Raw genomic sequence first — 13,099 nt, 5'->3', positions numbered from 1 at the left:
ACAATGCTGATCCGGACAAGCCACAGTACGCCGCGGAGGTTTTGGGACTTCGGTGGCTGAGGGCTTATTTCAGTGGCCCGCTAACTATCAACGATGCCATAGCCATTACGGGACTACGTGCTCATGACGTCATCCGAATTGGATACGCGTGGTTCAATTGGAACATTGAGCCAACTGTTGATCAAGTCGAAGCGCTGGAGACGATCGCCCTCGTGAAGGAAGAAATGGCGTAGAATGTTTCTGAGCGTTTAACACCGTTGTTAATTGTTAGGATTATATAACAATCGAGTTTCGTTGCTTGAGTGGAAAAATGCAAGAATTGTTGAGAAGACTTAGTGACCCGGATTGGGATGACATGTCGGACTATGTCGTGCATTTCACCCGAAAGACTCCCGACAACGATGCCGCGCACAATATGGAGAACATTCTGTTGGACGGTCGCATCGAGGCGCGGACAAAGTACGGCGTCGGACGATATTATCCCAGTTGTCCAAATTCGGTCTGTTTAAGCGAGGTGCCGACTTATCAGCTTTCGCGAATTAATCGACGTCGAGGAGCCTATGGCATTGGATTCACGAAAGCGTTTATCGGTGGCCTTGGTGGCGGTCCCCTATTCTATCTGAACGGGGACAGATACGACGCGATCGCGGCGCTGATGAAGGCTGCTGGCAATGATCCGAACGCTCCAGTCTGGAAACTTGTGCCGTACATCGACCATGTTTCAAACACTCACCAGTTCGATTGGGAGCGAGAGTGGCGGGTTCCGGCTGATGTTCCGCTCAAGCGGGAAAACATACGCTTCATGCTTATTCCAGAATCCGAACATGAACGCTTCGACGCCTATCGCTCAAGAAAGCACTCCGAGGGTTTGATGCCCTTATATGATTGCCCCCTGATCGACCATCGATGGCCCAAGGAACGAATTCGGGAATGTCTTGGCTGAACGGTCAGCGGTCCTTTGCGTCACTGACATCGCCGCCAACAGGGCGAGCGGCGTTCGTGGTCGCAGTCGGTCGCAGCGTTGCCCTTATAGGAGATCTGTTACATGTTTCGAAGATAAGAAAATTGAGAAGAAGTTCATTCAGCTGTTGCCGAACGTGCCAAGTTCAGTGTCGCAGTGGCTGCAAACGATAGCGCTGGAATCCAACAGGTTGCGCCGCACCGCGATCATGATCGTTTTGCAATTTGGGCACTCAAACTCCGAATAAGCAAAGTTTGGCATCTATGAACCAGCTGCTTTCCGCTTCCTGCCCAGTCCCATACTTTTTGCAAGCCGCGATCGCGCGGGCCATTATATCGGCAACATGGTTTTGAAAACATTTAGACATTCTGTTTAATGCTGCGGATGGCGTGGCGGGTCATCGGCGGTTCTCCTTGGACGTATCCGGGGGGGAGACTCTTTCTCCGATCTCAATGGTGCCGTGGAGTGTTTTTGCGATTGATCAGCAATTAATTTGACCAATATTGTGCAGTGCAGCAACCTTTGTCTCGCAACTGCGTTATTGGTGATCAGCGCCGTTCCGGTCGTTGACTGGAAAGGACGTCGCCATGAGAAATATCGCGGACACAATCAAACGCCTGAATGTCAGCCGAACCTTAAAATCGTCGCCTTTCGCATTAAACTCCAACACGCGTTTGCAGCCAATGTCCGACTTCGGCCAGAATCCCGGCGACCTGCTCGCATGGATCTATATTCCGACAACGTTCAAGCCGGGATCGCCACTTGCGGTCGTCTTGCATGGATGTACGCAAACAGCGGCCGCCTACAACCATGGATCTGGGTGGTCTGAGCTCGCTGACAGGCATGGATTTGCCCTGCTCTTTCCCGAACAACAGCGAAACAACAATCCGAATCTTTGTTTCAGCTGGTTTGCCGCTGCCGATACGACCCGGGGCCAAGGCGAGGTGCATTCAATCAGTCAGATGGTGGTCTCACTGATGGACAGGTATTCCGTCGATCGGACGAACATTTACGTCACTGGCCTGTCAGCAGGCGGCGCGATGGCTGCAGCGATGCTTGCAACCTATCCTGAAATGTTCAAGGCCGGGGCAATCATCGCGGGCTTGCCGTTCGGAACAGCGTCGAACGTTCCCGAGGCATTCGACCGCATGCGCGGCCACGGCGTCCAGGAAAGCCGCATTCTCGCTGACAAGGTCCGCCAGGCGTCCGACCACCAAGGTGCTTGGCCGGCGGTTGCGGTGTGGCACGGGACTGCAGATAGGACGGTGGATCCCATCAATATGGAAGCGATCATCGGTCAGTGGTGGCACCTGCATGAACTGAAGGACGCTCCAATCATCACATCGCAATCGCAGCGTCATCAGTGTCGCACCTGGAGCGACAACGGGGGTGTTACCCGCGTTGAGGCTCACATCATAAGCGGGATGGGCCATGGCACGCCGATTGAGTCGGGTAGCGACGGCTTTGGCACCCGCGGTGCTTTCATGCTTGACGTCGGCATCTCATCGACGTGGCATATCGCCAAGTCCTGGAATTTGATTGGCGAAAGCGAGATGCCAGCTAGCGAAGTGGCCGCTAAATCATATCCTCCTTCCGCAAGGGACAAAGGTACCAAGCACGTTAATCGTCCAGTGGGTAGCGTGATCGAAGATGCGTTGCGGGCAGCGGGCTTGATGAAGTGAAGCTTTCTTGGTCAAAACGAGGACGTGTGAAGCAGTGTCCGGACGGTGGGCGAGAATCGGTCTTCACGACCCCGTTTGATGCAGTCGGCGTCCAGGCAGCTATTGTCGTCCGTTCGAGCAATTCTTTGCTTGCCGCAGCAGCGAGCGCCATGCTCGGGTGCCGCGAATGGCAACGAATTGTCCGCGCATTTTTGACCCACTGTGCTACCGAATCTAATCCTCGGATCGCTGGACGCTCAGGCTGTTCCGCGCGACCATGGGCCTTATCGACAAACCCTCGGGCTTCCAGTCTCTGGAAATCTCGCCGCCGAGCTGTCCACTCACGGTCGCCCTGGCAAGAAGGGTTCCGAAACCCGCGCCATCGGTTTGGCGATCGACTGGTGGCCCGCCGCTTTCGCTCCAGGTCAGGATAAAATGATCGCCATCATCGGCGCAGCGCCATTGCCATCGGGCATCCGCGTGCGGCAACGGTGTGCCATCGGGCCAATAAAGTTTCCAGGACCCGCAGAATTCGCTCTTTCCCAGCTCTGGACTATTCCCCCACAGTTCGACCGCGGCCTTGTTGTACAAGGTGATCAGGCCGTTGGCATCCGTTGTATAGACGGCCTCGGGCAGCGCTTCGAGGATGTTCTGCACTGCCATCTCATTACGGAGCACTTGCAGCGGTGATTGTGGCCCGAAGGGAATGCCGGAGGGATGGGCACGGATATGGATCGCTTGATTGCTATGCTCGTCTCGTTGGATAGTCGACCAAGATACGGGCTTCCTTAGCCGCTTCGATGAAGGCCAACCTGCACTCGCTTGTCGTTTCCTTGCCGTCTAAGGCATCAAGGCATTTCTGCCTGGCGGTCTTGAGTTTCGCGCTGTCGTGGATTGGCCAGTTCATCAACAAGCATTCGGCCGCCTCGGGAACCGAACCAATATTTCGGAGCTTTCCCCCGCGCCGAGTTTCGATTGTGATACGTGGAAATTGTGTGGTCATAGCGCACTTTAACGCAGCATCATGACACTTGTTCCAATGTGATTTTTGTTTGGATGGATACTTCGATCCGGTTCAATGCGTGCCATCCAATCCTTGCCTCTTTCTACCGTGGATTTCAAACGGCACATTCAACATTGGAGGAGGACGAGATGGCGAGGCGCCCCACTTCGTTAGGCGGTGTCGGCCGATGCAAAAAATCGATTTTGTCCCTTGTTTGTGGGTTGTCTTTCCCAATCGAGAAACAGAGCTGGTTCTATTTAATCAAGAAAGGCGGTAGAGTCTGGATCGGGCAGACTTGGCTGGAAAGGAAAAATACACATGCGTATTCTAGCCAGAGCTGCAGCGTTCGCCACCATCCTTGTCCTTGCAGCACAACCCGCCAATGCAGCGACGGTCCTGCGCACTTACCATCACTTTAACCTTGACGGTCGGACTGCTGCCGATCTCGACCGCGAATTTGATCGGCGCGGCCCCGTGTTCCCAAAAACCGGGCAACATCTCCCCGGCATGACCAAGATGCGCTTCGAGAACCGGATCGAATATGGGTCCGACAGCAATACCTGCCGCGTCGTTGACGCCACCATCACCATTCACGCGCAGGTCTTTCTGCCGCGATGGAAGCAGCGGCGGACGGCACCGGCTGATCTTGCAATGATCTGGGATACGCTATCAGCCGATATCAAGCGGCATGAGGAAAGCCATATTTCCATCGCACGCACCGCTGCCAGCAATTTGGAACGCCAGATTAAGAGCCTGCCTTGGCGAAGCGATTGCGCTGTACTTAGAAACGACATCGACACGTTGACGGCAAAACTGATGCAAAAGCACGACCTTGCGCAAACACAGTTCACCAATGTCGAGGCGCTCAATTTCGAAGACAGGTTAGGGCGTTTGTTGACCTATCGGCTGAAACGCGAGTTCGGCAAAACACCTTAGTTAACACCCAGCCCGCATCTATCGCGTGAAGGACAGCGACGGCGTGTTCCGGGCTGGTCCGTAAACCAGCAATTGAGAGGGCGACTAGACGATGAGACACGACCGTTCCACCGGAAATTTCCTGGACTGGTCGTATTCTGCGCAGCAATCACCCTTGTCCTCGGCGTCGCATGTTCCTGCCAACGCCCAGCACAAACATCTCTCCGACGAGGAATTGCTCACGGTCATGGATGGCGCGGCACCAGCCAAAGTCCTTTCAGGCGCAACCGTCCTGAATATGGCAGCCGATAGTACGATGAAGGTCGTAAGGAAGGGAACCAACGGATGGACATGCATGGATCCCGGAGGGGCTCCGATGTGTGCCGATGAAGGTGGCATGGAATGGGGCAAAGCCTATATGTCCAAAGGTGCCGCTCCTCAGAAGCTCGGTTTCATCTACATGCTCCGTGGTGATAATGGGGCGAGCAACACCGACCCCTATGCCACTGGCGAGACGGCAGACAACAACTGGATTAGGACGGGGGCCCATGTGATGATCGTCGGCGCGGCTGCGAAACCGATGATGGAAGGCTATCCGCGAGATCCGAAGGCTGATCCTACCAAAAACCCTATGTCATGTGGGCGGGAACACCATACGAACACATCATGTTGCCGGTGAAATAAGAATAGAACTGCGCCCGGAGCATTCATCCGCGGGCGCAATCCTCGATGTCATTTTGCCTTGTCTGCGCGCATTCCGGAAGACCTCTGCGTCATTGGATTTGATGACATCGACAGTCCGCATGAGCGTCCTATGCGTTGACGACTTTTTCTAAACCGGTTGACGAGATCGACGAAAACAGCGTCGCATGGCTGCAAAGCGAGCAGGCCATGGACGGGATTCGGTCCGTCAATCTCCACGCACCGCTGATGTGGAGAAAATCCTTTTGGCGCAGAGCGCCTTGAGATCGAAAAAAGATTACAGGCCAAATCCGGCAACCACCGCATATTGCGGCCGGAGCACGCGTGTTGAGACGATGGTCGCAAGGCCGCACTGGTTGACTTCCAAAACGTTTTGGAAAATTATGCAGGCGCACGTCTGGGAGGAAGCATGTCGAATCTCAAACAATTAGCGCGGTCGCTTGGCCTCTCGATTACAACAGTCTCGAGAGCGTTAGACGGCTATTCCGATGTTTCTGCCAAGACTCGCCAAAGGGTCGTTGAGGCTGCCAGCGCCACTGGGTATCAACCCAATGCTTCAGCTAGGCGTTTGCGTCGTCGACGCGCTGAACTCGTTGCGGTAACACTTCCTACTGCACCCGGTCATATTGGCCCGCCCCATTTTCTCGATATTCTGTCCGCGTGCGCCGAACACCTTGCGCTCTCAGGGCTCAATCTGGTTATCGCGCCCGTTCCCCGCGGGCAAAGCGAGCTGGAAATGTGCCGGAGCTTTGTCGACGGACAGCGCATCGACGCCATGCTGCTTGTGCGGACCAAGCGTCACGACGAACGCGTTGAGCTTCTTCAATCCCGCGGCATCCCTTTCGTCACCCATGGCCGTACGGAGTCACGGCAACCCCACGCATTTCTTGATGGTGACGGCTTTTCCGGCTTCCGCGATGCGACGCAGCGTTTTATTGCCGACGGCCATACTCTTATCGGCCACGTTGCGGGACCGCAGGAGTTTTCATTCGCCCACTATCGGCGTCTGGGATGGGAACATGCTCTGAAAAACGCAAACCTGACATCTACGCTCATCACCGAGGGCGATCCCACTGAACATGGCGGATACGCAGCTGCCAAGATTCTGATGAGCGGAATGATCAAGCCAACCGCAATCCTATGTGCCACTGACGAAATGGCCGTCGGTGCGCTACGTGCCCTTCGCGAAATCCCGGAAGGAAATATAGTCAGCATTGTCGGTCATGATGATCTGCCTATGAGCGCATTCACAGATCCACCGCTTTCGACCATGCGCATGACTGGTGAGGATATCGGCGCACGCATTGCATCCCTGCTGCTGCGTGCAATCGGCGGAGAAGCACCGGAAACACTGCAGGAAATCCATCCTGTCGAATTTTTGCCGCGTGCCAGCCATCGTCGAACGCCACGCCCGGCAGCCACAGGCATGGATACTCACAAATAAAATGGAGGAGATACAATGAAACCATCCTTGTTTATCGGGCTGTTGATGGCCGCAAGCCTTTTCGCGGGCACGTTCGCCCATGCGGAAACGATTTTTCTCTCGACACAGCTGCGTCCTATCGAGGAGGCGACAGCCGTGCGCAATGTCATCCTCAAGGACCTGCAGGCGCCTGTGGAGTACGTCGTCGAGGAACCGCCGCAGTTTGCGGTGCGCATGGAAGCGGAACGCCAGGCCGGCAAACATACGATCAGTCTCGTGGGCGCACTTCACGGCGAACTATCACCGATCGCCGCAAAGGACGGCTTCGTTCCACTCGACGACCTTGCTAAGGAGCTGCAAGCCAAGGGTATGCCCAAGGCGCTTCTCGACCTCGGCAAGCTTGGAACGGACAAGCAGCAATATATTCCTTGGATGCAGGCCACGTATGTGATGGCGGCCAACAAACAGGCTCTGCAATACCTGCCGGAAGGTGCGGATATCAACAAGCTGACCTATGATCAGCTGATTGAATGGGGTCGAAAGATGCAGGCAGAAACCGGTCAGCCACGCATCGGTTTTCCCGCCGGGCCAAAAGGGCTAATGGCTCGCTATTTCCAGGGGTATTTTTATCCATCCTTCACCGGAGGTGTCGTGCGTCCGTTCAAATCGCAGGATGCCGCAAAGGGCTGGGAAAGCTTCAAGCAGCTGTGGGCGGTCGTCAATCCGAACTCAACCAATTATAATTTCATGCAGGAACCGCTCCTCGCCGACGAAATCTGGGTGGCATGGGATCATATTGCGCGGTTGAAAGAGGCCATTGCTTCGCAGCCCGATCAATATGTCATATTCCCGGCACCCGCAGGTCCAAAGGGCCGCGGCTACATGCCGGTCGTGGCAGGCCTTGCTATCCCGCAAGGCGCTCCTGACGAAGCCGGGGCCAAAACCGTCATCGAGCATCTGACCAAGCCGGAGACCCAAATTCTCACGGCACAGAATGTCGGCTTCTTCCCGACAGTCGACGCAAAACTTCCGAGCGATGTCGAGCCTGGAATTGCCATGCTGGCGGCCGGTGTGGATGCAACGCAGCAAGCGCCGGATGCAGTCATCTCGCTGCTGCCCGTCGGCCTTGGCGACCGCGGCGGCGAATTCAACAAAGTCTATATGGACACATTCCAACGCATCGTTATCCGAGGAGAACCAGTTGCCGACGTTTTGAACCAACAGGCGTCTAATTTGAGCAAACTGATGGGCGAAGCTGGAGCCCCTTGCTGGGCACCTGATGCAACGAGCCAAGGTCCCTGCCCCGTCGAGTAACGCGTTAAACCAACGGGTCCCGGGAGTCTTTCCGGGGCCACCCCCGACACTCCGGACGATGCCAATGCCGAACAACAAATCCTGGATTCCCTATCTGCTGATCGCACCCTCTGTGATCTTCCTTGCGCTTCTCTTTTTGTTGCCGCTCGTCCAAACAATCTGGCTTGCGGTTTCTGAAGGTGGTGTACCATCGCTGGCCAATCTTCAAACCATGGCGGGGGATCTGAATTTTCGTCTTGCCATTCGCAACACATTTCTGCTGACACTTGCCGTTGTCCCCATCCAGATCCTCATTGCCCTGGCCATGGGATCGATGGTGGCCAAGGTTGGCGCTGGCCGTGAGACGATCCTCTGGATATGGACCATTCCGCTCGGAATCTCCGATCTGGCGGCAGGCCTCCTCTGGCTGTCAATCCTGCAGAACAGCGGTTATCTCAATAGTCTGCTTTTCAACCTTGGCGTCATTGAGCGGCAAGCAAACTGGTTGTCCTATCAGACTCCAATTGCTCTGTTTTTCGCTATCGCCGTCGCTGAAATCTGGCGTGGCACAGCCATCGTCATGGTTATTATCGTTGCCGGCCTTAACCAGGTCCCAAAGGAATTCCGCGAAGCTGCCGAAGTGTTCGGGGCTGGACGTTGGACCCGCTTCCTTCGCATCACCCTCCCCCTAATCAAGCCAGCCTTGCAATCGGCACTGATCCTGCGCACGGTTCTCGCCTTTGAGGTCTTCGCGGTGGTCTATGCCCTGGGCGGTAGCAACATGCCGGTGCTCGTCGGCGAGGCCTACACCTGGCAGAACCAAAACCAGAATTATGGCGTTGCGGCCGCCTACGCAGTGCTGATCATGGTCATCTCTCTGGCAGCCACCCTTGTCTATCTCAAGGCTGTTAAGGTCGACCCGGAGCGCCTGCCATGAGTGCAGGCCAACCATCCAGCTTTGGCTCTGCCCGCAAACTTCTATTGTGGAGCGGCATTGCTGCCCTGTGCGCCTGGGTTCTTATCCCTATCTATCTGGTGGCGCTCGGTGCCTTTGGTGGCCGCTCCGGCGTCTATCAATGGCCAAAATCCATCCTGCCAACCGGGGTTTCATTCGAACCCTTCCTGCTCTTTTTGAAAACAGAAGGGGTCGCTGGTGCTTTTCTGAACTCGGTCGGTGCGGCCGCTGTAACGGTTGTCCTGTCGGTGCTTATCGGCGCGCCCGCTGGATATGCATTGGCGCGTTACGATTTCAAAGGCAAGGGCAGCTTTCGCCTGCTCGTACTTCTGACGCGCGCTTTTCCGCTCGCTATCCTGGCCTTGCCGCTCACAGTCTCGTTTATCCGCATTGGGCTCTATGACACGGTGATCGGCGTCGGGCTGGTCCATACCATTCTCGCTTTGCCTTTTGCCGCACTCGTCACGCAAGGCATTTTCATGGGCGTGCCGCGTGAATTGGAAGAGGCTGCCTGGGTGTTCGGCTGCTCACGTCCGCAGGCCTTTTTTCGCATTGTGGCGCCGCTGGCTCTTCCCGGTCTTGCGGCAACGGCCGTCTTTGCCTTCGTCATCTCCTGGAACGAGGTTTTCGCGGCCTCCGTGCTGACAGTGCGAAACCGTACGCTGACGGCCTATCTGCTGACCGTTCTCGCCGAAAGCCCGCTGCATTATCGCTTGGCCGGTGGTCTCCTTCTTATCCTTCCCTCCGTCATCTTCATATTCGCGGTTCGGCGTTACCTGTTCGCGATATGGGGCATTTCCAGCAAATAAGGGATCAACCATCATGGCCAATATCGTTATTGACCGCGTCAAGAAAACATTCGGCACCTTCGAAGCCCTGAAAGAAATCTCGCTGAAAATAGGCGATGGTGAGTTCGTCTCCCTGCTCGGACCCTCCGGTTGCGGTAAAACCACATTGCTGCGGATTATTGCCGGACTGGAACCTGAAACATCCGGACAAATCCTCATCGGCGAGACACCCATCAATGGACTTGCACCGAAGGATCGTGGTCTCGCCATGGTTTTCCAGAACTATGCGGTTTTCCCGCATATGACCGTGTTCGAAAATGTGGCCTTCGGGCTGCGCATGCAAAAGGCTGATCCGGAGCGGGTAAAAAGCCAGGTCGATAAGGCAGCAGCACTCCTGCATATTGGGCCTTATCTTGATCGCTATCCTAACAAACTCTCCGGTGGTCAGCGGCAACGAGTGGCAGTGGCGCGTGCCCTGGCTGTCGAGCCGAAAGTACTTCTGATGGATGAACCGCTTTCGAACCTCGATGCACTCCTGCGCCTTGAAATGCGCACTGAACTAAAAGCCGTCTTACAGGCTTCCGGCACCACGACGATCTATGTGACACACGACCAAACGGAAGCCATGGGTCTCTCCGATCGGATCGCTGTCATGTATAATGGCCGGATTGAACAAGTCGGCGCGCCAGTCGATATTTACAGTCATCCCGCCAGCCGCTTCGTAGGCGGTTTCATGGGTAGTCCGCCGATGAACTTCATCCGCCTGCCGGTCACAAACGGCACGGTGAAACTTGGCAATGTGAGCCATCCAGTACCGGCCAGTGATGGGCGTGAAGTTATTCTCGGTCTTCGCGGCGAAAATGTCTCGATTTTGCCGCTCGCCGAAGGGCTGCGACTGGATGTGCGCGTCGCCGAGCCGATGGGTTCGCACCTTCTGCTGACGGGCACAATCGCCGGTCAGCCTGTCCGCGTCATCCTGCCGCCGAGCGAAACCGTCAAGGCAGGCGAAGCTATCGGCTTAAAACTTGCTGCAGACCGTTTGACTTGGCTGTCACCCGAGACCGGTCTCGCACTCAGTCGCTCTTCCGCATAATTTCTTTCCCCGATAGGAACACCATGACTGACTATCTTGACGACGCCCGCCGGATTCTGGCTGCCAACGACCGTGGTGGTTACACGGTGCCAACCGACCGGCTCTACCCGTTCCAATGGAATTGGGATTCTGCCTTTGTCGCAATGGGCTTCGCGGCCTATGATATACCACGCGCCTACCGCGAGTTGGAGCGTCTGGTTGAAGGCCAATGGGCAGACGGGATGATCCCGCACATTGTCTTCCATGCACCAAGCGACACCTATTTTCCCGGAGCGGACGTCTGGCGTACTGCTCATACCATCCCAACGTCCGGGATCACCCAGCCGCCGGTCTTCGGCATAGCACTTAAAAAGGTGCACGATGCTGCAACAAATCGTGGAATGGAGGATGCGCGGGCGCGAAGTCTTGTACTCTATGAGGCTGCGTTGCGCTGGCATCGCTGGTGGTATGCCGCCCGTGATCCGGAGGCCACCGGCCTCGTCGCATTGTTGCACCCTTGGGAAAGCGGCAGTGACAATTCCCCGGCATGGGACATCGCCCTTGCCCGCGTCCCCACGACAACAGAAACAATCGTCATACGCAAGGACATTGGCCATGTTCATGCGGCTATGCGTCCGCGCGATGAAGACTATCATCGCTTCATCCATCTTGTTGACGTCTATGCCACCTGCGAATGGGATCCGGCGCGGCAGTGGGCAGCAGCCCCGTTCAAAATCGCCGAGGTGCAGACGACAGCAATCCTGTTGAAATCAGGGGAAGCACTTCTCACCCTTGCCCGCGAATTCGGCCGGACATTCGATGCCAAGGAACTCGAAGAATTCAACGCGCGTTCGCGTCGCGCACTGCTCGCACAATGGCGTCCGCCATTGCGCCGTTTCGTTTCTCGCGATCTAATTTCTGGCGCCGATATCGAGGCGCCAACGCAAGCCTGTTTCTGTCCACTCCTGGCGCTCGATTTGCAACCGGCAATGCTCGACGCCGCAATGGAAGAGATGGAACTGTGGTCAGAAGGACTGACTGTGCTCTTTCCTTCGACCAAGCCCAATTATCCGGGGTTTGAGGCAAAACGCTATTGGCGCGGACCGGTCTGGGCGATCATCAACTGGTTGCTGATTGATGGCCTTCGTCGAAACCACGAGATGGAGATGGCTGAGAAGCTACGCCATTTGACCCTCACATCGATTGAAACAAACGGCTTTGCCGAGTATTTCGATCCACTAACCGGCGAGGGCTGCGGCGGTTTGGGTTTTTCGTGGACGGCAGCAGCTTATATTGTTCTTTCGCAAAGCAGGGAAACGGCAGAAACAAAGTAACAAAGCGTTGGTGCGTGGATACTTTGTCAAGGATTCCGGGATAGGCAGTCGGGATCGAAATCAGCTTGATCCGTGCCATGCCCACAAATGCAATGCTGCCCAGCGTCATCATATTGCCGGCATCAATGGCCGAACGCGCCTCGGCAAATGCCTGATCCCAGCGGCGTTAAAGGCCACCTGCAAGGGCACCTCGGCCGCCTTGGCCGCGGCAATGGCGGGGTCGGCATCTTCCAGCGTCAAGGCAATCGTTTTTTTCAAAAGACTGTCTTGCCGGCTCGTGCGGCTTCAACCACCACGTTGGTGTGAAAGCGCGCTGGCGTGGCGATGATGACAGCTTCGACCTGAGGATTGGCGAGCAGTTCGGACACTTCGGTAACTGCTTTTCAATCCTCTATTGAAACTCTCCAATCTACTCGTGAGGCCACGAGCTACTATTGTACTCTGCGAAATCCATACTGGTCGAAGTTTATGACCACGACACCTCATATTGGGAAAGTTAACTGATTATTAACCACGGTTTGTTGCAATACGTAACATTGTGTGACTAATAAGTGATGGCTTTGAGCAGCGGCATTCAATCGAAACATAGCAGTCAGCAGGGCAAGAGCCGCTCAGGGTGGCGTTCCTGCGGCGGCACTGTGCGCTCGATGACAACATTTTGGGGTCTGATGCGGGCGTATTGGTCGTCAGACAAGTGGATGGAAGCCTGGCTTCTGACTATGGCGATCGCGGCTTTGACAGCAGCAGCGAGCAAAGCTAGCGTCTGGATGGCAGAGGCGTCAGGCGAACTCCTCAACTCCATCGTTAACATTCATGATCCTTTCAATCAGAGCCCTCTCGGTACAGTTCTGACGAACGCCGGCCTTCTCATCCTGATAATGGTTGTGAAAGAGGTTGGTTTTGTCGGTTTCCGCCATCTGCTTTCGACAACGCTGCACCGCAAGTGGCGCGGATGGCTGAATTCTCGCTTCAACGATGCCCTCCTCGATAGA

General features: G+C 55.6%; 13 protein-coding genes and 2 pseudogenes. 12 read left to right on the top strand and 3 right to left on the bottom strand.

Features of this window, described 5'->3' with window-relative positions; genetic code table 11:
* The 3 genes from AAAC48_RS27855 to AAAC48_RS27845 all read left to right on the top strand — a co-directional run.
* Window positions 1–233: hypothetical protein (locus tag AAAC48_RS27855; RefSeq protein ID WP_340657302.1), on the top strand; the 233-nt coding region annotated here is incomplete at its 5' end.
* 65 nt (window positions 234–298) lie between these two features.
* Window positions 299–943, top strand: coding sequence for a hypothetical protein (locus tag AAAC48_RS27850; protein WP_340657301.1), 645 nt, complete (start codon window positions 299–301; stop codon window positions 941–943).
* Between the two features lie 605 nt (window positions 944–1,548).
* Window positions 1,549–2,643, top strand: coding sequence for a PHB depolymerase family esterase (locus tag AAAC48_RS27845; protein WP_340657300.1), 1,095 nt, complete (start codon window positions 1,549–1,551; stop codon window positions 2,641–2,643).
* 213 nt (window positions 2,644–2,856) lie between these two features.
* On the opposite strand, the gene AAAC48_RS27840 is transcribed toward AAAC48_RS27845, so the two are convergent.
* Both AAAC48_RS27840 and AAAC48_RS27835 read right to left on the bottom strand, forming a co-directional pair.
* The gene (locus AAAC48_RS27840) at window positions 2,857–3,279 is read right to left on the bottom strand and encodes a PAS domain-containing protein (protein WP_340657299.1); all 423 of its coding nucleotides are present in this window, start codon (window positions 3,277–3,279) and stop codon (window positions 2,857–2,859) included.
* An 88-nt stretch (window positions 3,280–3,367) separates the two neighbouring features.
* Window positions 3,368–3,625, bottom strand: coding sequence for a DUF982 domain-containing protein (locus tag AAAC48_RS27835; protein ID WP_340657298.1), 258 nt, complete (start codon window positions 3,623–3,625; stop codon window positions 3,368–3,370).
* A 318-nt stretch (window positions 3,626–3,943) separates the two neighbouring features.
* On the opposite strand from AAAC48_RS27835, the gene AAAC48_RS27830 reads away from it, so the two are divergent.
* From AAAC48_RS27830 to AAAC48_RS27795, 8 genes are all read left to right on the top strand, one after another.
* On the top strand, window positions 3,944–4,561 hold the full coding sequence (locus AAAC48_RS27830; protein ID WP_340657297.1) for a DUF922 domain-containing protein: 618 nt from the start codon (window positions 3,944–3,946) through the stop codon (window positions 4,559–4,561).
* A 91-nt stretch (window positions 4,562–4,652) separates the two neighbouring features.
* Complete coding sequence (locus AAAC48_RS27825) at window positions 4,653–5,219, top strand: hypothetical protein (RefSeq protein ID WP_340657295.1); 567 nt, start codon at window positions 4,653–4,655, stop codon at window positions 5,217–5,219.
* Between the two features lie 432 nt (window positions 5,220–5,651).
* Window positions 5,652–6,686: a LacI family DNA-binding transcriptional regulator gene (locus AAAC48_RS27820; RefSeq protein WP_340657293.1), complete on the top strand. Its 1,035-nt coding sequence runs from the start codon at window positions 5,652–5,654 to the stop codon at window positions 6,684–6,686.
* A 45-nt stretch (window positions 6,687–6,731) separates the two neighbouring features.
* On the top strand, window positions 6,732–7,979 hold the full coding sequence (locus tag AAAC48_RS27815; RefSeq protein ID WP_340657303.1) for an ABC transporter substrate-binding protein: 1,248 nt from the start codon (window positions 6,732–6,734) through the stop codon (window positions 7,977–7,979).
* A 64-nt stretch (window positions 7,980–8,043) separates the two neighbouring features.
* Window positions 8,044–8,895 carry a sugar ABC transporter permease gene (locus AAAC48_RS27810; protein ID WP_340657292.1) on the top strand — a complete coding sequence of 284 codons (852 nt, stop codon included), beginning with the start codon at window positions 8,044–8,046 and terminating at the stop codon, window positions 8,893–8,895.
* Entirely contained in the window at window positions 8,892–9,722 is an 831-nt protein-coding gene (locus tag AAAC48_RS27805; protein ID WP_340657291.1) for a carbohydrate ABC transporter permease, read from the top strand. The genes AAAC48_RS27810 and AAAC48_RS27805 overlap by 4 nt, the downstream gene beginning before the upstream one ends.
* A gap of 13 nt (window positions 9,723–9,735) precedes the next feature.
* A complete protein-coding gene (locus tag AAAC48_RS27800; protein WP_340657290.1) occupies window positions 9,736–10,794 on the top strand; it encodes an ABC transporter ATP-binding protein in 1,059 nt (352 codons plus the stop codon).
* A gap of 23 nt (window positions 10,795–10,817) precedes the next feature.
* On the top strand, window positions 10,818–12,107 hold the full coding sequence (locus AAAC48_RS27795; protein ID WP_340657289.1) for a neutral trehalase: 1,290 nt from the start codon (window positions 10,818–10,820) through the stop codon (window positions 12,105–12,107).
* Window positions 12,108–12,216: 109 nt separating this feature from the next.
* Here the strand turns inward: AAAC48_RS27795 and AAAC48_RS27790 are convergent.
* Window positions 12,217–12,505 (bottom strand): annotated as a pseudogene (locus AAAC48_RS27790) (Gfo/Idh/MocA family oxidoreductase); the annotation flags it as partial.
* A gap of 240 nt (window positions 12,506–12,745) precedes the next feature.
* Between AAAC48_RS27790 and AAAC48_RS27785 the strand changes: the two are divergent.
* Window positions 12,746–13,099: pseudogene (locus AAAC48_RS27785) on the top strand (ABC transporter ATP-binding protein/permease); the annotation flags it as partial.

The sequence above is a fragment of the Phyllobacterium sp. genome, assembly GCF_037994405.1.
Classification (GTDB): domain Bacteria; phylum Pseudomonadota; class Alphaproteobacteria; order Rhizobiales; family Rhizobiaceae; genus Phyllobacterium.
This window is presented reverse-complemented; position numbering and strand designations above follow the sequence as displayed.

Bases quoted from the DNA above. Each gene is read 5' to 3' on its own strand.
- AAAC48_RS27800 (WP_340657290.1), top strand. From the start codon at position 9,736: ATGGCCAATATCGTTATTGACCGCGTCAAGAAAACATTCGGCACCTTC.
- AAAC48_RS27845 (WP_340657300.1), top strand. From the start codon at position 1,549: ATGAGAAATATCGCGGACACAATCAAACGCCTGAATGTCAGCCGAACC.
- AAAC48_RS27805 (WP_340657291.1), top strand. From the start codon at position 8,892: ATGAGTGCAGGCCAACCATCCAGCTTTGGCTCTGCCCGCAAACTTCTA.
- AAAC48_RS27810 (WP_340657292.1), top strand. From the start codon at position 8,044: ATGCCGAACAACAAATCCTGGATTCCCTATCTGCTGATCGCACCCTCT.
- AAAC48_RS27830 (WP_340657297.1), top strand. From the start codon at position 3,944: ATGCGTATTCTAGCCAGAGCTGCAGCGTTCGCCACCATCCTTGTCCTT.
- AAAC48_RS27825 (WP_340657295.1), top strand. From the start codon at position 4,653: ATGAGACACGACCGTTCCACCGGAAATTTCCTGGACTGGTCGTATTCT.
- AAAC48_RS27835 (WP_340657298.1), bottom strand. From the start codon at position 3,625: ATGACCACACAATTTCCACGTATCACAATCGAAACTCGGCGCGGGGGA.
- AAAC48_RS27795 (WP_340657289.1), top strand. From the start codon at position 10,818: ATGACTGACTATCTTGACGACGCCCGCCGGATTCTGGCTGCCAACGAC.
- AAAC48_RS27820 (WP_340657293.1), top strand. From the start codon at position 5,652: ATGTCGAATCTCAAACAATTAGCGCGGTCGCTTGGCCTCTCGATTACA.
- AAAC48_RS27815 (WP_340657303.1), top strand. From the start codon at position 6,732: ATGGCCGCAAGCCTTTTCGCGGGCACGTTCGCCCATGCGGAAACGATT.